The following is a 20,678-nucleotide window of genomic DNA, read 5'->3' on the forward strand; positions in this document are numbered from 1 at the left end:
AGAATGTCGATGATACAAACAGTTACAGAAAGGCCATTATATATAGCTGTTCAATATTTTTATTTTTTTCTTGTCACTAATATTCATTTTATGCTGGCAAATCTGTTATTTCTATTAGCGTTTGTTTTTGTGGAAATGTCAGTGCAGAATATCATTCTTTTTTTCATTGCGTTACTGCCGGCAGGCCCATCCTTGGCTGCTTTATATTCATCAATGGGGAAATTGATTCGTGAACGTGATCTAAGTCCGACAAAGGATTTCTGGAAATATTATAAGAATAACTTTGGTATAGCGACGAGATATTGGCTAGTACAGTGGACAATTATGGCGATTTTAATTGTAGATATGTATTATACTAATCAGTTTCTATCCGTGTTATCTCCAGTTTTTTTGATCTTATTAATTTTCATGTTGTTTGTTATGTTATATGCATTTCCTATTTTGACACGGTTTGAAGTAAAACTAAAAAACTTGTTTATTGTATCGGTATATGCAATATTTCGTTACTTTAAGACAACCTTATTTCATATTTCTACTTTGGTATCACTGACGATTATCTATTATTTTGCACCTGGCATTACCGTTTGGTTTTGTATGAGTGTAGCAGGGTTTTTTATCATGTTTAATATGAGAAAGCCACTTCAGTTGATGGAAGAACAATTGGCACAAAAATGAGAGGGATGAAAAATGAAAAAAACTAGAACATTAATATATGTGATCATAAGTATTGTTGCATTGTCCGTCTTGTTATTTGTGTTGGTTAATGGGAACCAAAAGACAAATGACGCGGACGGGAAAGCAGAAAATCTCATTGAAAATTTTGAGCAGGTAACAGATATTAACGTGTTTGCCAGTGAGAATATCTCTTTAATGAAAGCTGAACAAGGATGGCAACTTGTTGATGCAGAGAACGAAATAGATACGGACAAAATGGAGAGCTTTCTGTTAGCCATGGAAGAAATGACAGGAAAGGCAGTTGATGTAGATAAAAAAAATGTCAATCTAGATTTTCCTAAAGTGACTGTTTCTTTTACTGATCAGCAAGGTGATTCACAAAAAATTTCTGTCGGTCAAATGCGTGGACAAGGTGATCAATATTATGTCGAACACAAAGAAAAACAATCCATATATTTAGTGGATCGTTCAGCGGTTGAAATGATTCCATTACAACGTGTTGCTTTATTGAATAATAAGATCTTAACGGTAACCTCTGAAGATGTTACAGATATTACGATTGATAACGGGACAGAAGTGATTCAGTTGAGTAAAGAGTCCCCTTTTTCAGAAAAAGAAGCATTAGCACATTTAAGTGGCTGGTATATGCATAAACCCTATCAAAATGTTTATAGTGTAGCTTTTTCGAACACAGAGGAAATGGTAGTTGGCGTCGATGGAATTGAACATGTAGAAATAGTCAATGGGGAAGACGATTATGGCTTAGCGGATTCAGACTTTTCGATTGTATTTTCGAATGGAGAAAAGGAAGAAAAACTTATTGTGGGTGAGCCGGCAGCAAATAATCAGTATTATGTACAGGTTGAGGGAGAAGAAGTGGTGTATAAGATACCTACAGAATTACTGGACCCATACAGTCACCAGGCCTATGATATGATTGATCATTTTGTTCATATTGTTTCCCTAGAAGTAATCGACGAATTATCAATTGAGACACCAGAAGATAAGGTTCATTATACAATGGAGCATGAAAAGAATGCTGAAGAAGAGATAGAAACAACTGTATTTCGTGATGAGATAGAGCTGGAAATTGACGCCTTCCGGGATGATTACAAACAATTGGCAGGACTGACATTTGATCAAGCTTATAATGGAGAATCGGTGGAAGATGAGCCAGAAGTAATGATAACCTATCTGATCACGGACGAGAACGATGAAGTGATGGAGAACTCAATCGAATTCCGAGCAATATCAGATACACACTATGCGATCATCAAAAACAACAGTAGTGAAATCGACTTCACTGTCCAAAAAGACAAACTACACCAAGCAATAGAAAGGGTGATACAAGCTGAATCATAATGTTTATTGGTTTTATATGACAAATCTAAGCCTGTTCAAGAAAGATTTGTTGATTATCTGGGTTTAAACAACAAATCTAAGCTGATTCAAGAAAGATTTGTTGATTATCTCAGTTTAAACGACAAATCTAAGCTGATTCAAAAAAGATTTGTTGATTATCTCGGTTTAAACAACAAATCTAAGCTCATTCAAGAAAGATATGTTGTTTATCCCTGCTGAAGATCCACTGACAGTGGGTTTCTGTCGAGTAAGCTATATTCGGAGTTTTTGATTACTTTGAACAAGGAACTCGTTTCGAGAGAAAAGAAGCGGGTTCTTTGTTTTGAAATTGGATATTTAGACCCACCTCTCCTTTTTACCGGTTTTTATGTCTCGTTTATCATGTTTTTTGAGAAAACGGTTTCTTATATAATGGAATTAACTTAAAAAAACGCTTTCAATAAATGGTTGACAGGTTAGGAGAGAGAAAAAATGAGTCGAATCAACAATACGGCAGAAGCACAACCGAATCTACCTGAGTCGCACTCACCTTTACAAACATCAGTGAAGCCAGGTTTTCCTTCCAAAAAAGGAAAGAAACGAGCGCCACAGCCAGGCGATAAAGGCTTCTTTAAAAGGTTGAGTAAACAAAAGGCGTTATTCTTAATGTCTTTTCCTTTTGTTATCTGGTTAATTATCTTTAAATACATTCCAGTTGCAGGCTGGGTGATGGCTTTTCAAGACTATAAGCCACAATTTAGTATTTTTGAACAAGAATGGGTAGGGTTAAAACACTTTAAAGACCTCTTCAATGAACCAATGTTTTATCGGGCATTAGAAAATACATTGGGGATGGGGATTTTAGGACTGGTATTTGGTACATTATCGGCTATTGCCTTTGCCTTACTCCTCAATGAAGTTAGGTTTTTAACATTAAAAAAATGGACGCAGACGATTTCTTATTTACCTCACTTCGTCTCTTGGGTAATTGTTGCAAATATTGTTATTACCATGCTTTCACAAGAAGGAATCGTCAACAATCTGTTAATGGATATAGGTATTCTGGACAGACCGATTAATTTTATGGCCCAACCGGATATGTTTTGGGGTATTGTAACAGCTGCAGATGTTTGGAAAGAGACAGGATGGAACGCGATCATTTATCTTGCAGCAATGGCTGGTGTCGATCCTCAGCTGTATGAAGCAGCAAAAGTAGATGGAGCAAGTAGATGGCGTCAAATGTGGCATATTACATTACCAAGTATTCGCCCGGTTATCATCGTATTACTTATTTTAAATATTGGTAACTTAATTAATATCGGTTTTGAAAAACAAATGCTATTAGGTAACAATATAGTCGCCGAAAAGGCGTTAGTTATAGACTTATATGCGTTAGATTACGGTATCGGTATGTTCCGTTATTCATTTGGTACCGCAATTGGGATATTTAAATCAGTTATCAGTGTTATTCTCATTTTAATATGTAACGGCTTTGCTAAACGAATTGGTGAAGGACGTGTATTCTAGCAGAAAGGAGTGTTTCAGCCGATGAAAAAAAGAAAATGGACGACATTTGATATAGTACTGACCGCTTTTATGCTATTCATGATAGTAATAACTTTATATCCATTTCTTAACATATTAGCGATATCTTTAAATAATGCAGTAGACACAGCAAGGGGTGGAATTCATATATGGCCCCGTGACTTTACATTTGCTAATTATCAAGAGATTTTTGGCAGTAATGACAGGTTGCTTCAGGCATTCTTTATGTCAATTTTAAGAACAATAGTTGGAACAATTACAGGTATTATCGCAAGTACGATGCTTGCTTACGTGTTAAGCAGAAGAGATTTTGTTTTTAATGGTTTGGTAGGCTTCTTACTGGTATTAACGATGTTTATTAGTGGTGGATTGATACCGGAATATATGCTAATTCGCCAGCTAGGATTAATTAATGACTTTGGTGTTTATATTTGGCCACTGCTCATTTCAGCATTTAATGTTATCATTATTCGCTCCTTTATGGATAATTTACCTATCGCGTTAGAAGAATCAGCCAAAATGGATGGCGCCAATGATTTTGTCATCTTTACTAAAATTATTATTCCGCTATGTTTACCGGTTATTGCGACGATTGCTTTATTCCTGGCTGTCATGCAGTGGAACAGCTGGTTTGATACGTATTTATATGCAAGAAGTAGTGAGGCTTTAACGACATTACAGTTTGAACTAATGAAGATACTAGATAACGCCAATATCTCGAGTGGGGATATTACCTCGCAGAATGCCGAAGTAATTGCAGGTCAGACTAACCCGCAATCCATTAAAATGGCGATTACTATTATTGCAACTGTGCCTATATTAATGGTTTACCCATTCCTGCAGAAATATTTCGTAACAGGATTAACGTTAGGTGCAGTGAAAAGCTAGGTATTAATGAAAATTAATATATTAATTATTAAAAATGGGGGTGAAAAACATGAAGAGAAAGCTATCAATTTTATTATTGTTCTTATTATTCATGGTTGCTGCACTTTCTTTAGTGGCTTGTAGTGATAATTCTGATACAGATACAAGCAGTAACGATGATGGTGCAACAGAAGAAAATAACAGCGATGAGCCACTTACATTGACATTCTTCAACGCTGATGGGGAAGAGAAGTCATTTGACGATCCAGTCGCTCAAAAAATCACAGAACAAACGGGAATCAAATTGGAAATGGATTACCCTGTTGGTGGGAATGATGAAGCGATACCATTAATGATAGCAAGTGGTGATTATCCAGATTTAATCTTTGCAAAAGGTGATATTGGAAAACTGATTGAAGCTGGTGGTGTCATTAAATTAGATGATTTGATTGAGGAAAAAGGTGACAACCTAAAAGCAATGTATGGCGATCAACTAGATCGTTTACGTAACTCTGTTGATGATCCAAGTATTTATACATTAGGAACTAACGGCGTGAAAAAAGCAAAGTGGGAGCCATGTTGTTCATTACAAATCCAATTAGATGTTCTACGTGAACTGGGATATCCCCAAATTACTACACTTGAAGAATTTGAAGCAGCAATTACGGAATATAAAGAAATGTATCCTGAAATAAATGGACAAGAAACAATTGGTATTTCCTTATTAGGTAGTGACTGGCGCTGGTTAATCACAGTAGGTGATAAAGCATCACAACTTGCTGGAATACCGGGCGATGGTCAATGGTCAATTAATGATGAAACAGGGGAAGCGATATATAAATTTTTAGAACCGGATGTAAAAGAGTACTTTAGATGGTTGAATGGTATAAATGATAAAGGGTTACTTGATCAAGAATCTTTTACACACACGTATGACACATATATTTCAAAGCTTTCTTCAGGACGAGTGTTAAGTATCGCAGATGACGATTGGAATTTTGTTGATGCTGATAAAGCACTACAAAGTAATGGAATGGAACACAGAACTTATGCCCCATTACCAGTTACAGTAAAACCTGAAAATACTCATCAAGCTTTAAAAGATTATGGTTTTTCAGGTGGGTGGGGTATTGCAATTTCTTCTACTAGCGAACACCAAGAAAGAGCTTTTGAATTTTTAGATTGGATGGCATCAGAAGAAGCTCAAGTCTTAGTTAACTGGGGTATTGAAGGTGAAAACTATGACATCGTTGATGGTGAGCGTGTGATGCAAGAAGATGATAAAGAGCGTATGAACACTGATTCAGATTACAGTAAAGAAACTGGTGTTGGTTACTATGTATATCCATTCCCTCAATGGGGCAATGGTGCTGTAGATTCTAACGGACAACCAATCACACCAAATACTGAGCAAGCTATTATTGATAACTTCCATGAAACGGAAAAAGAAGTTCTTGCTGAATATGGTATGGAAAACTGGATTGACTGGTACCCACCAACTGAAGAATTGGGTATTTCTAATCATGGTGAAGCTTTTAACTATACTATCGAAGCTGGAAGTGATTTGCAAATCATCCAACAAAAAGCAGATGATTTAACAGAACAACGGATTACGCAAGCTATTCTAGGAGCACCAGAAGATTTTGATGCATCATGGGATGCGATGATTGAAGAATTAGAAGCAATGGATATTGAAAAAGCAAACGAAGAAATGACACAAAAAACATTAGATGTTATGGAACTTTGGGGTACGAAATAAATATAAACAGGCTTTTTAACGATGGGGTGAAAGATTAGAAAGAGAGAAAAAATGAGTCGAATCAACTTATGGCAAATAAATTTATTAAAAACGGAGGGGAAAAACATGAAAAGAAAGCTATCAATATTATCTTTATCCTTATTATTTATGTTTGCAGCACTCTTTTTAGCTGCTTGTAGTGATGATTCTGATACTGATACAAGTGGTGAGGATGACGGTGCAACAGAAGAAAATGAAAGTGATGCATCTAGTGAAGAGCCAATAACACTGACATTCTTCAGTGCTGACGGGGAGGAAAAATCATTTGACGACCCTGTAGCACAAAAAATCACTGAGGAAACTGGAATTAAGTTAGAATTAGATTATCCAGTCGGTGGGAATGATGAAGCGATACCATTAATGATTGCTAGTGGTGACTATCCAGATTTAATTTTTGCAAAAGGTGATATTGGAAAACTAATTGAAGCTGGTGGGGTCATTAAATTAGATGACTTAATTGAAGAAAAAGGTGACAACTTAAAAGCAATGTATGGCGATCAACTCGATCGTTTACGCAACTCGATAGACGACCCAAGTATATATAATGTTGGTACTTATGGTGTCGAAGAAGCTCGTTGGGAAACAAGTGGTACATTTCAAATTCAATTAGATGTCTTACGTGAACTTGGCTATCCAGAAATTAATACATTAGAAGATTTTGAAGCAGCAATAACAGAGTATCATGAAAAACATCCTGAAATGGATGGTCAAAAAACGATTCCATTATCCTTATTAGGTAGTGACTGGCGATGGTTAATTACTGTAGGTAACCCAGCAGGATTCGCAGCAGGTATACCGGATGATGGGCAATGGGCAATAGATGATGAAACTGGTGAAACAACTTACAAGTTCTTATTACCGGAATTAAGAGAATATTTTAAATGGTTAAATGGTATGAATGATAAAGGTTTATTAGATCCAGAATCATTTACACACACCTATGATACCTATATTTCCAAACTTTCCTCTGGCCGTGTATTAAGTATTGCTGATCAAAGTTGGAATATTGGTGATGCGGATGCAGCACTTGTAGCTGATGGTAAAGAGTGGAAAACATATGCACCTCTACCAGTAACACTAGGTGAAGAGTACAAATCTCAAGGTCTAAAAGATTATGGCTTTGCAGGTGGATGGGGTATTTCCATTTCATCTACTACAGAGTACCAAGAGGAAGCTTTTGAATTCCTAGATTGGATGGCATCTGAGGAAGCACAAATCTTAGTTAACTGGGGAATCGAAGGCGAGAATTATGACATTGTCGATGGTAAGCGAGTTTTACAAGAAGACGACCGTGAACGTAAGAATACTGATTCTGACTATGGAAAAGAGACAGGTGTAGGGTATTATGTATATCCATTCCCACAATGGGGTAATGGTGCATTAGATTCAAACGGAGAACCAATAACACCTGATTCTGAAAAAGACATTATTGATAATTTCAATGATGCAGAAAAAGAAGTTGTAGCTGAATATGGTATAGAAAACTGGACGGAATGGTTTCCACCAGCAGAAGAGTTAGGTGTTTCTAACCATGGTGCTGCGGCGAATTATACCATTGAATCTGGAAGTGAATTAGAAATCATCCAGCAAAAAGCGGACGACTTAACAGAACAGCGTATTACACAAGCTGTTTTAGGTGATCCGGCAGACTTTGATGCAGCATGGGATTCCATGATTGAAGAGTTGGAAGCGATGGATATTGAAAAAGCAAATGAATTAATGACACAAAAAACATTAGATGTTATGGAACTTTGGGGTACGAAATAGAACGGTAGTTGATGGGCCTGATTCCACTTTTGTGGTCTCAGGCTTCAACTATTACATAATTGTTGCAGAAAGTAGTTGATATGATCAGAGAATTGTATCTTTGTTTTGATAGTGACGGGACGGCTTGTTACTGAATGATAGCAATTTTCATTTCCAAGATAAGTTTACGACTAGACGACATAAGGTAGAGGAATTTATGACCGATTTGTCGAATACAGTAACAGGCTTCTTATCCAATTAAAGAGGAGGAAATGAAATGATTCATGAAAGATTACCAAAAATATGGTATGGAGGAGACTATAATCCAGAACAATGGGACGAGGAAACCGTTGCAGAAGATGTGAGAATGTTTAAGCTTGCTGGTATTGATGTGGCTACCGTGAATGTTTTCTCGTGGGCACTCAATCAGCCGGATGAGAATACATATGATTTTGACTGGCTGGATGAAACCATTGATCGTTTATATCAAAACGGTGTGTATGTTTGTCTTGCAACAAGTACAGCTGCACACCCTGCGTGGATGGCGAAGCGTTATCCAGATGTACGTCGAGTAGACTTTGAAGGTCGAAAAAGACAGTTTGGTGGAAGACACAACTCCTGCCCAAATAGCCCGACATATCTCAAGTATGCAGAACGAATCGCTGCTAAACTAGCAGAACGCTACAAAAATCACCCCGCAGTGTTAGTATGGCATGTTTCCAATGAATATGGTGGTTATTGTTATTGTGAAAACTGTCAAAAAGCATTCCGGGTGTGGTTGAAAGAAAAATATGGCACGCTGGAAGAAGTAAATAAATCATGGAATACGCGTTTTTGGGGTCACACTTTTTATGAGTGGGACGAGATCGTTGCACCAAATGGTTTAAGCGAAGAATGGCAAGGCGGACAAAACACTAATTTTCAGGGTATTTCACTGGATTATCGCCGGTTCCAGTCTGACAGTTTGCTAGAAGCGTTTAAGCTGGAACGAGATGCATTAAAGGAACATACACCAAACCTTCCAGTGACAACGAATCTAATGGGACTATACCCAGAGCTTGATTATTTCAAATGGGGAAAAGAGATGGATGTCGTTTCATGGGATAACTATCCATCGATTGATACACCGGTAAGTATGACAGCGATGACACATGATTTAATGAGAGGACTTCGTAGCGGTCAGCCTTTTATGTTAATGGAACAGACGCCAAGTCAGCAAAATTGGCAGCCGTACAATGCATTAAAACGTCCGGGGGTCATGCGTTTATGGAGTTATCAAGCGGTAGCGCATGGTGCCGATACGGTGATGTTTTTCCAACTAAGACGATCACGAGGTGCCACAGAAAAATATCATGGGGCTGTTATTGAACATGTTGGTCATGAACATACTCGTGTATTTCGTGAGTCTGCAACATTGGGTCAGGAATTAATTCAATTAGAGGATAAAATTATCGATAGCCGGGTTAAAGCCCGTGTGGCGATTGTATTTGATTGGGAAAATCGTTGGGCGATTCAATTATCGAGTGGACCTTCTATTTCACTTGATTATGTAAAGGAGGTGCATAAATATTATGATGCCTTCTATCAACGTAATATTCCGGTAGATATGATAAGTGTGGAAGAGGATTTAAGTGATTATGATATTGTGATTGCACCGGTGTTATACATGGTAAAAGAAGGACATGCTGACCGCTTGAAGCAGTTTGTTGCAAAAGGCGGTACCTTTGTCACTACCTTTTTCAGTGGCATCGTTAATGAGAACGATCTTGTCACATTAGGAGGTTATCCAGGTGAATTAAGAGATTTAGTTGGTATATGGGCAGAAGAAATAGACGCATTAGAACCCTCTAACTATAACGAGATTGTGATGAAGGACAAAGTCGGATCACTATCTGGCGAGTACAAATGCAACATTTTATTTGATTTGATTCATGCTGAAGATGCAGAAGTTCTGGCAACATATGGTTCAGATTTTTATAAAGGCATGCCTGTATTAACGAAAAATCAATATGGAGAAGGTCAGGCGTACTACATTGCTTCCAGTCCTGATCAAGTATTTGTACAAGATTTTGTTGATACCATTACTACGGAGAAAGATATAAAAGGTGAATTAGATTCTGCACGTGGTGTTGAAGTTATTGCCCGAAACAAAGCTGACGAAAAGATTTTATTTGTATTGAATCATAATAATGAACCAGCAAGCTTTCATACAGGTGAGGAGACTTATACAAATTTGTTAACTGGTGAAGAATATACAGGTGAAACAGAAATAAAAGCAAAAGATACATTAATTTTGAGTCTGTAATAGACTATGACTAACGGTGATATCATTCATCGTTAGTTTTTTTTATAAGATAAGAAAGTATATAATCCGCGGTATCATAGTATTTTGAACTATAATAAGGTGGTTATTTTGAAATGGTTAACCTGCTAGGCCATCGCTCCGGCTGCCCGCTTCCCTTTCCGTGGGGTTTTCCCTTCAGCTAACTTTTCCAAGCAAAAACCGCTTGGAAAAGTGGATCTTCAGGTAAAACAGTTCCCACAGGAGTTGAAGCGTCCGGCCACCGCTATAAAGTTGTTCTACAATGTTTGTGACCGTTATCTTTTTGAGCTTTCTTAAAGTGGTCACATTTACATTGTGGAATAAAAGTCGTCATGTTACTACTTGCACCCATTGCAGGTCTCTATTTAGCGTAGGCGTTCACTTCGACTCCTGGGGGATCAGCGTGATCTGAAGATCCACTTTTGCAAAACGATCTTTTTTGCAAAAGTTAACTAAAAGAGCATGCCCCACGGAAAGCGAAGTGGGCAAGCCGAAGCGGTTGTTACGCATATTATCCATTTCAAAATTACTACTTTATTCCATAGTTATCAACCATCAGTAGTGAACATTATCTTTCTTTTGCACCATCTTTATTTTGGTCAATTAAAAGGACCGGGTGGGCTGAGGAGACCTAATTAAATGAGACAGAGGAAAAAGCACCCCCAGAGTCGTATATAAAAATTAACGACTTTTAGGAGGTGCTTTTCTCATGGGGGAAAAGAAAAATGTTTATTCTGAAGAAGTGAAACGTAGAGTCATTGAAATGAAGTTGTCTAAAAAATATACAAATAAACAGATTATGAAAAAGTTTGGAATCCGTAGCGTAAGTCAAATTAAAAGATGGATGAAAAGGTTTCGAGATGGAGAAGAACATCGGTTGTCACAACCCATCGGTAAACAATATTCCTTTGGAAAAGGGCCTGAAGAACTAAACGAAGTAGATCAGTTAAAAAGGCAAATCAGACATCTAGAAATCCAAAATGAAATCTTAAAAAAGTACCAGGAAATCGAAAGGAGTTGGTACCAGAGATAGTTATAGAACTAGTAGAGTCGTTAAAGGAAGTTTATACTGTATCGATGATTTGTGATTGTATCAGAGTTCCTAGGTCCACTTACCTATCGTTGGGCTCAAAAGTCGTGGGAGCCAACAGAACTAGAACAACTTATTATTGATATTTGTAAATCCCTACATTACAGAGTAGGACACCGAATGGTTAAAAAGTTACTTAAAGAGGAACACAACATTTCTGTGAACAGACTTACTGCACAGAGGATCATGCAAAAATATAAAATCCAATGTCGGGTAAAACCAAAGAGAAAATCGAACATCGCCGGTGAAAGTAAATGCGTCGTTCCTAATTTATTGGAACAAAATTTCAAGGCAGATAGACCAAATCAAAAGTGGGTTACTGATATTACTTACTTGCCTTTTGGGGAATCAATGATGTATTTATCAACCATTATGGATTTGTATAATAACGAAATTGTCGCTTATCGAGTGAGTCATAACCAAGAAGAAGAATTAGTGCTAGAAACACTGAAAGCAGCTTGTAATGGACGTGAAACAAAGGGATTAATTCTTCATGGTGATCAAGGGGCTCAATACACATCCTACGCTTTTCAAGAATTAGCTGAAGAAAAAGGCATTATCACAAGCATGTCCCGGAAAGGTAATTGCTTTGATAATGCCGTCATTGAATCCTTCCACTCCACCATAAAGTCGGAAGAATTCTACACACATCAAAAGATGCGTCTTACAAATTCCATTGTACTAGAAAAAGTGGAATTGTACATGTATTATTACAACTATATACGACCATTTTCAAAATTAAACTGCCTTTCTCCTGTTCAATTCAGGGCAAAGGCAGCCTAGGTGCTTTTTCTTGTCTCATATTACTAGGTCAGTTCAGGCTTCCCGGTTTTTTTATAGAAATTATATAATGGGGACTCCGTGGCTAAATTTAAGCGCGATGAGCCGGGTCCAGCTCCAGCAACCTTCCCACACCTCTGTACGATAAGTCAACATCGATTCGCTTTCAACTCATGGTGAATCCTTTATCTCCCGCGATTCAGTCCAGTTTGTACGCTGCTAAACGGGCGCTTGCGCTTTTGATTATTCTGGTGAAAAACTTGACAATCGGATAAAAAGTGTAAATAATGAGGACGATTACATAAAGTATAAACATTCTTGTATAGAGGTGGCTAACAAATGCGAGTAACAGCAAAAATGATAGCAGATGAGTTAGGTTTATCTATTGCTACAGTCGATCGAGTATTAAATAATAGAAAAGGAGTAAGTGAAAAAACAATAAACAAAGTAAAATCTAAAGCTCAGGAGTTAGGTTATCAACCGAATAGAGCTGCAAAGTTTTTGGCAACGCAAAAGGTAATTAATATAGCTTTTATACTCCCAGTATTTCCAAATTATTTTTGGGATGATTTAGATCATGAAATCAAAGAAGGAGCAACACTATATTCTGATTTTGGTTTAAGGGTGGATGTCCATCGAGTACATACGGTGCCTGAAAATCAGCAAGTAGAATATTTGCAGGAAATTGTAGATTCGAAAAAATATGAAGGAATCGTAATAGCGGCACATGATACGAAACCACTTGAAAAAATTATTGATCAAGCAACTAAGGAAAATATAGCAGTGTTTACCATAAATACAGACGTACCAAATAGTCAACGTATAGCGTATGTGGGTAGTGACTATTATGATGCGGGTTTTCTAGCTGGAGAGCTAATCTGCCTATTTAGTAGTAGTGCACAAAATATTATATTTATAAGAGAAAAAGAAAACACCTTCCAAATGCAAAATAAAGAAAATGGATTTACAGATTATTTCAAGAAAAAGGACTTAAATATTCAATTACAAAAGATTAAATATGATACATCTGCTTATATCGAAGCGGAAAAAGTAGAAAAATTGCTAAAAGATCATAAAGAAATGCTGATGAATGCTGATGCTATCTACGTAGCTGGTGGTTTATTAGATAAAATCATCCCCAATATAGAGGAATGGGAAAATAAGCCTGTCATCATAGGCCATGATATTAACGAAACAATTTATCGTGCATTTCAAAAGGATCTTATCACTGCTTCAATCTGTCAAGATCCTATAGCACAAGCTAACTTTTCGTTAAAAAAGATAATGAACTACTTTTTAGATGATAATATTAGCCATATCAGTTCATATATTGTAAAACCTGAAATCGTAACGAAGGCTAATACAAAATACTATATAAATAACGAAAATAATTTAATTAATAAACAGGAAAATGATTGACGTACATCATTTTCTGATATATCATGTAAATAAATAGTTGAGTTACCTAAAGATGAATTTGCTTTTACTTTGTGTAATTCATCTACTTTTTAGCCCTGAAATGATGTACGTACATCACCGTGAAACCTAGGAAGGTGAAAGTAGTAGAAGGTACCAATTCAATCAACTATTGATATAAAACCTAAGGAGGTCAATGATGAAACTCAAATTAGTTTTTATTTCGTTAATTATGTTAGCTTCTATGAGTTTAATTGTAGCGTGTAGTTCAAATGAAAGCGGTGACAACGAAGGGTCATCAGGTCAAGGAGATGAAGTAGTAGTTGATTTATTTAATATAAAAGTTGAAACAACGGATCAACTAAATAACTTGATCGATATTTACGAAAGTGAAAATGAAAATGTAAAGATTAATGTAACAACAGTTGGTGGTGGACAAGATGCACCTTCTGCATTACAAGCTAAGTTCTCTTCTGGTGAAGCACCATCGATCTTTTTATTAGGCGGTCTGTCAGATGTCGAAAAATATAGCGAATATTTATTAGATGTATCAGATATGGAAAGTGCTAAAACAGCAATAGATGGAACATTGGAAGGTGGATCAATGGATGGTACACCATACGGAATCCCTTTAAATATCGAAGGATACGGTTGGATGATTAACAAAGATATTTTTGAGAGAGCTGGCGTGGATTCTTCAACGATTGATAGTTATGGAAAATTTGTGGAAGCAGTAGAAACAATTGATTCACAAAAAGAAGAATTAGGTATTGATTCAGTTTTTGCGTTTAGTGCTAAAGAGGACTGGGTAGTAAGTCAATTTTCCAGTCATTTTACTGCTCCAGAGTTTGGCAATGATGTAAAGACGGCCTTCGAATCGAATGAACTTAATTTTGAGTATGGCGACCGTATGAAAGAATATACTGATTTATTTAATCAATATAATTATCAACCAATTTTATCATTAGACTATAGTACTTCTGTAGAAGAATTATTTGCAAATGATAGAGTTGCAATTATTCACCAAGGTAACTGGATTGTTCCAACATTAAATAGTATGGACGAAAGTTTCGCACAAGAAAAACTAGGAATTCTACCTCTATTTGTTTCTTCAGATACCGAAGGGGAAATTGTTGCAGGTCCTTCATGGTATTGGGGTATTAACAAAGAGCACGATGAAGCAGTAGTAGAAGAATCTAAGAAATTTATTGATTGGATGTATACTTCTGACAAAGGAAAAGAATTAATTGTAGAAGATTTTAAATACATTCCTTCTCATGAAGGCTATGATACAGATTCCATTTCAGATCCAGTTTCTGCAGAAGTATATGAATATTTATTAGATGGAAACGGGAAAATTTGGGCGAATAACCAGTATCCTGATGGCTTTTTCTCTGAGGCGTTACATCCAGAGTTTCAAAAATATTTAGGTGAACAACAAAGCTGGGAAGAATTTGAAGAAGCAGCTAGCAATGCATTTACAGAAATGCGTTAAGTCCTAAACAACCCGGTTAGAAACATAGTGACCTTAGAATCAAGTGAGATAAAGGAATCACTGAGAAATGCGAACCGATGATGACTTATCTCGTAGGACGATTCGAGAAGTCACCTAGTTTCTGGGCACGTCGTGGATGTGGCTCATCGAGCGCTAGACTTTACCGCAAGAAAGGTGGAGCAAAAACGTATTTTTGCTCCATCATACACATGGTTTAAAGGAGTGGGAAGCTTGAATTTTAAAAACCGAACATACTGGTTGTTCTTATTACCAACTCTGCTAGCCTTATTACTCGTTTTAATTATACCATTTTTTCAAGGTGTCTATTATTCTTTTACGGAATACGATGGCTTTCAAGTAACTTCATTTGTTGGTTTTGATAATTATATAAAACTTTTTTCAGATGAGCAGTTTATTTATAGCTTGGGATTTACTGCAGCTTTTTCAGCTGCCTCTGTAATCGGAATTAATGTACTGGGTTTATCTTTTGCTTTATTAGTTACACAAAAATTAGGGAAAGTTAGTACATTATTTCGTACGATATATTTTATGCCAAACTTGATTGGTGGTATTATTTTAGGTTTTATCTGGCAATTCGTCTTTTTAAAAGCTTTTACGGGAATTGCAGATGTAACTGGTATGGAGTTTTTTAGAGGTTGGCTTTCTGACACAGAAACTGGTTTTTGGGGTTTGGTAATCCTTTTTGTATGGCAAATGAGTGGTTATATCATGGTTATTTATATATCCTTTTTAAATAATGTTCCAAAAGAACTGTTAGAAGCAGCAACGATAGATGGAGCAAATAAATGGCAAAGTTTTTGGAAGGTTAAATTTCCACTTATTATTCCTGCATTTACTGTAAGTTTATTCCTAACTTTATCGAATGCTTTTAAAGTATATGACCAAAATATGGCATTAACAAATGGCGGACCTTTTGGTTCAACAGAAATGGCTACTATGAATATTTATGATACGGCTTTTAAAGTGCAAGATATGGGATATGCTCAATCAAAAGCGATTATTTTCTTAATTATCATCACTTTAATATCTGTTATCCAACTTTATATCACTCGTAAAAAGGAGACAGAACTATGAAAAACAAAGAACGTACACATAAGTATACGATGATGTTTATAGGTGCAATTGTCTCTTTATTATGGATATATCCTTTTTATCTAGTATTTGTTAATTCGATTAAAACAAAAGCGGATATTTTTGAAAGTACTTTAGGACTACCAGGAACACCAACTTTCGAAAATTATCCAACAGCTTTTGCAGAATTAGATTTTCTATTAACGTTTTTTAATTCCGTTCTAGTAACTGGCGGAAGTATCTTGATCATTGTCCTTTTTACATCGATGGCAGGATATGCATTGTCTCGTAAACCTGGTAAAACGAGTACAGCAATTTACTTTTTATTTGCTATTTGTATGCTGATTCCTTTTCAGTCTATCATGATTCCTTTGATTTCTCTATTTGGAGCAGTAGATTTATTGAATCGTACTGGTTTAGCAATTATGTATCTAGGATTAGGATCTAGTCTAGCGGTTTTCTTATACGTTGGTGCAATGAAAGGGATACCTAAAGCTTTAGATGAAGCTGCGATTATTGATGGTTGTAATAGGTTTCAAGTGTATTGGTACATTATGTTGCCAATGCTAAAGTCAACGACTGTAACCGTTATTGTTCTGAATGCTATCTGGTTTTGGAATGATTACTTACTCCCATCCCTTGTAATAAACAAAGAGGGAATGTACACCATTCCATTGAAAACCTTTTACTTTTTTGGTGAGTATTCCACACAATGGCATCTAGCCTTAGCAGCTTTAGTTATTGCTATGATACCCATTATTGTTTTATATATGTTCTTACAAAGGTATATTATTGATGGTATTTCTGAAGGTGCAGTTAAATAATTTAATATAGGAGGGAAAAATATGAAGTTTACAGACGGTAATTGGCTAGTAAGAGAGGGTTATGAAATACATTTTCCAAGATTAATTCACGAGGTGGAAGAGATAGATGGTTCAGTGACCTTATATGCACCATGTAAATATCTCAATCATCGCGGGGACACCTTAGATGGTCCACTGTTAACGATTAAAATTTCATCACCCGTTGATGAAGTGATTCGTGTTGAAACATGGCACTTTAAAGGTGGAAAGGCAAAATATCCAAATTTTGAAGTTTTTAATCAGGCAAACGCGATCCAGTTGGAAGACGAAGAGGAACATGTGACGTTCACAAGTGGCACGTTAAAACTGAAAATTTCGAAACAAAATTTCGCATTATCATTTGAAAATGACAACGGCAGTTTAACGAATGCTGATGGAAAAGGACTTGCATGGATTAACGGCCCGGCCGATAAAACGTATATGCGTGGTCAATTGCGTCTGGGTGTTGGTGAACACCTATATGGACTGGGCGAACGCTTTACACCATTCGTAAAAAACGGTCAATCAGTTGAGATTTGGAATAAAGATGGCGGCACAAGCTCGGAACAATCCTATAAAAACATTCCGTTTTACTTAAGCAGTAAAGGCTATGGTATTTTTGTCAACCATCCAGAGGAAGTGAGTTTTGAGTTAGGATCTGAAACTGTATCACGTTCACAGTTCAGTGTTGAAGGGGAGTACCTAGATTACTATTTTATTAACGGACCTACTCCAAAAGAAGTGGTCAGCCGTTATACAGAGTTAACTGGAAAACCTGCTTTACCTCCAGCATGGTCATTCGGACTCTGGTTATCGACTTCTTTTACTACGGATTATAATGAAGAAACCGTTAATCATTTTGTTGATGGCATGGCAGAGCGAGGTATTCCACTCAGTGTCTTCCATTTCGATTGTTTCTGGATGAAAGAATTCGAATGGAGTAATTTTATTTGGGATCGCCGTAACTTTCCGGATCCAGAAGGGATGTTAAAACGACTGAAAGACAAAGGACTTAAAATCTGCGTTTGGATTAACCCATATATCGCACAGAAATCTGTTCTTTTTGATGAGGGAATGGAAAAAGGTTATCTGTTGAAAAAGCCAAATGGAGATGTATGGCAATGGGATTTATGGCAAGCAGGTATGGGAATTGTAGATTTTACCAATCCAGATGCGTGCAGATGGTTCCAAGACAAACTAAAAGTCTTACTTGATATGGGGGTTGATTCGTTTAAAACAGATTTTGGTGAGCGTATCCCGACAGACGTAATCTATCACGATGGATCGGACCCGCAGAAAATGCACAATTACTATGCTTATCTGTACAATCAAGTGGTGTTTGACCTACTGAAAGAAGAAAAAGGAGAAGAGGAAGCGGTCGTCTTTGCTCGCTCGGCGACAACTGGCGGACAACAATTCCCAGTACACTGGGGTGGTGATTGTGATTCCACATATGATGCGATGGCGGAAAGCTTAAGAGGTGGATTGTCATTAACTTCGTCAGGATTTGGCTACTGGAGTCATGATATCGGTGGCTTTGAAAATACGGCAACACCAGATGTTTTCAAACGTTGGACGGCATTTGGTTTACTTTCAAGCCACAGTCGTTTTCATGGCAGTTCATCCTATCGTGTACCATGGAACTTTGATCAAGAAGCAGTCGATGTCGCACGTCACTTTACCAAGTTGAAAAATAGCTTAATGCCTTATCTGTATGGACAAGCAGTAGAAAACAGCCAAACAGGAGTCCCTGTCATGCGATCGATGCTATTAGAATTTCCTGAAGATCCACTATGTGAAACATTAGATCGCCAATATATGCTTGGAGAATCCATACTTGTAGCACCAATTTTCAATGAAGAGGGGATCGGTTCTTTCTATTTACCAAAAGGCAGATGGACACACCTTCTATCGGGAGAAGTCATAGAAGGCGGTACATGGATAAAAGAACCTTACGATTACTTTAGTTTGCCGCTTTTCGTACGACCAAATACGATCTTGCCGATAGGAACGAGTGAAGAAAACCCGGTCTATGATTATACGGATGGTGTCACTTTTAAAATCTATCATCTATCAAACAACCAAAAAACAGAACGAACTCTTGTTGATGCAAAAGGTAAGAAGATAGGTTCAGTCATAGCAGAACGAATGGCTAATAAGATTAACGTGCAGACAACAGGTTTGGACAAAGCCTACCATATAGAAATTGTAGGTAACAAGAAAGTATCCGTAAATGCCGGCAATAATAATGTAACTATTGAATTATAAGGATTTACTTAGTAATTCTGCAAACTTAGCAAGATAATAGCTGCTGTTGGCGAGATATCCTCTAATATCTAGTGAACAAGATGATTTATTTCGCCAATAGTGTAACTGATAGTCAAATTTCTAGCATTCCCTAAATGAATCCGCTATCATTAAGTAGGGAAGGAGTGAGCCTATGACAACAAAACATCAAATTATTGTGGTTGGTTGTGGAGGTATGGCAAATGTCTGGTTGGATTATGTAGAACAACGTGATAACGCTGAAATTATCGGGTTAGTTGACCTTAATAAGGAATTAGCTCAGAAAAAGGCAGATCAACGTAGCTTACAAGTACCTATATTCACCGATTTAGCAACAGCGATTACAGAAACAGGAGCTAATCTAGTCTTTGATGTCACCATTCCGGCTGCACATAAACAAATTGTGACGACAGCACTTGAAGCTGGCTGCAATGTATTCGGTGAGAAGCCGATGGCGGAATCTTTAGACGATGCACTAGAGGTGACAAAGATTGCAGAACGAACAGGCAAAACATATGGTGTTATGCAAAATCGCCGTTATTTAAAAGAAATTCGATCGCTTCGCCATTTCATTGAAAACAATACCTTAGGAAACGTCCATACACTCAATGTAGACTTTTATTTAGGACCTCATTTTGGCGGCTTTCGGGAGCAAATGGAACATCCGTTAATTGTAGATATGGCCATACATACATTTGATCAGGCGAGATATATTTCGAATAGTAACGCAATCTCCGTTTATTGTCATGAATACAATCCATCAGGTTCATGGTATAACGGCAATGCCTCTGCTATTTGTATTTTTGAAATGGAAGATGGCTCTGTTTTTACATTCCGGGGTTCATGGGCAGCAGAAGGGTTACGAACGTCTTGGAACGGTGATTGGCGTATTATCGGGACAAAAGGTACGGCAAAATGGGACGGTTTTGATCATCTCACGACCGAAACAGTAAAGAATCCAGACAATACATCCTTCTTCAAAGAAACGGAAAAAAGCACCATTTCAAACTTTTGGACCGGAGGAGAAGAACATACTGGCTGCTTGGACGAGATGTTTGCAGCTTTGGAAGAAAATCGAGAAGCAGAAACGGATTGTCATGATAACATTCATAGTATGAAAATGGTTTTTGCAGCTGTTGAAAGTGCAAGAAAAGGTGAGAAAGTTTATTTGTAAATAAAAACACGCTTTATTTGACTTCAGAAGAATCAAAGAAGTAGTTTATTGAACAAGTTTCGTTGGACATTCCACACTGTTTGAAACCTCACTTTAGGTTTACTTTTTTGGCGTATCAAGCTAACGATTTAGCTAGTTATTCTAGTTATTCGTTAGCTTTTTTATGTATGTTGAAAAATTATGATTCTTGAAATAATGATAAAAATAC

General features: G+C 36.9%; 13 protein-coding genes and 1 pseudogene. All 14 read left to right on the plus strand.

The genetic code is table 11. The features are described 5' to 3' along the window. The first annotated feature begins 9 nt into the window (after positions 1-9). Positions 10-675, plus strand: a complete 666-nt coding sequence (locus GI584_RS07980) for a YesL family protein (protein ID WP_153790892.1) — start codon at positions 10-12, stop codon at positions 673-675. A 12-nt stretch (positions 676-687) separates the two neighbouring features. Beyond that, positions 688-2,037, plus strand: a complete 1,350-nt coding sequence (locus GI584_RS07985) for a DUF4340 domain-containing protein (protein WP_153790893.1) — start codon at positions 688-690, stop codon at positions 2,035-2,037. Between the two features lie 645 nt (positions 2,038-2,682). After that, positions 2,683-3,543: an ABC transporter permease gene (locus tag GI584_RS07990; RefSeq protein WP_228552412.1), complete on the plus strand. Its 861-nt coding sequence runs from the start codon at positions 2,683-2,685 to the stop codon at positions 3,541-3,543. A 21-nt stretch (positions 3,544-3,564) separates the two neighbouring features. Further along, positions 3,565-4,449, plus strand: a complete 885-nt coding sequence (locus GI584_RS07995; protein ID WP_100361175.1) for a carbohydrate ABC transporter permease — start codon at positions 3,565-3,567, stop codon at positions 4,447-4,449. A gap of 49 nt (positions 4,450-4,498) precedes the next feature. Then, on the plus strand, positions 4,499-6,187 hold the full coding sequence (locus GI584_RS08000; RefSeq protein ID WP_153790894.1) for an ABC transporter substrate-binding protein: 1,689 nt from the start codon (positions 4,499-4,501) through the stop codon (positions 6,185-6,187). A 105-nt stretch (positions 6,188-6,292) separates the two neighbouring features. Next, on the plus strand, positions 6,293-7,993 hold the full coding sequence (locus tag GI584_RS08005; protein ID WP_153790895.1) for an ABC transporter substrate-binding protein: 1,701 nt from the start codon (positions 6,293-6,295) through the stop codon (positions 7,991-7,993). 256 nt (positions 7,994-8,249) lie between these two features. After that, positions 8,250-10,277, plus strand: a complete 2,028-nt coding sequence (locus GI584_RS08010; RefSeq protein ID WP_153790896.1) for a beta-galactosidase — start codon at positions 8,250-8,252, stop codon at positions 10,275-10,277. A 727-nt stretch (positions 10,278-11,004) separates the two neighbouring features. Further along, positions 11,005-12,168 (plus strand): annotated as a pseudogene (locus GI584_RS08020) (IS3 family transposase). 336 nt (positions 12,169-12,504) lie between these two features. Continuing rightward, entirely contained in the window at positions 12,505-13,584 is a 1,080-nt protein-coding gene (locus GI584_RS08025; RefSeq protein WP_153790898.1) for a LacI family DNA-binding transcriptional regulator, read from the plus strand. 196 nt (positions 13,585-13,780) lie between these two features. Beyond that, positions 13,781-15,076, plus strand: a complete 1,296-nt coding sequence (locus GI584_RS08030; RefSeq protein WP_153790899.1) for an ABC transporter substrate-binding protein — start codon at positions 13,781-13,783, stop codon at positions 15,074-15,076. 231 nt (positions 15,077-15,307) lie between these two features. Beyond that, positions 15,308-16,171, plus strand: coding sequence for a carbohydrate ABC transporter permease (locus GI584_RS08035; protein ID WP_100361169.1), 864 nt, complete (start codon positions 15,308-15,310; stop codon positions 16,169-16,171). Further along, on the plus strand, positions 16,168-16,992 hold the full coding sequence (locus tag GI584_RS08040) for a carbohydrate ABC transporter permease (protein WP_153790900.1): 825 nt from the start codon (positions 16,168-16,170) through the stop codon (positions 16,990-16,992). The genes GI584_RS08035 and GI584_RS08040 overlap by 4 nt, the downstream gene beginning before the upstream one ends. Before the next feature lie 21 nt (positions 16,993-17,013). Continuing rightward, positions 17,014-19,278 carry an alpha-xylosidase gene (gene yicI / locus GI584_RS08045; protein ID WP_153790901.1) on the plus strand — a complete coding sequence of 755 codons (2,265 nt, stop codon included), beginning with the start codon at positions 17,014-17,016 and terminating at the stop codon, positions 19,276-19,278. Positions 19,279-19,450: 172 nt separating this feature from the next. Next, entirely contained in the window at positions 19,451-20,470 is a 1,020-nt protein-coding gene (locus GI584_RS08050; protein WP_153790902.1) for a Gfo/Idh/MocA family protein, read from the plus strand. Positions 20,471-20,678: the final 208 nt, after the last annotated feature.

This window comes from Gracilibacillus salitolerans, from assembly GCF_009650095.1.
Taxonomy (GTDB): domain Bacteria; phylum Bacillota; class Bacilli; order Bacillales; family Amphibacillaceae; genus Gracilibacillus; species Gracilibacillus salitolerans.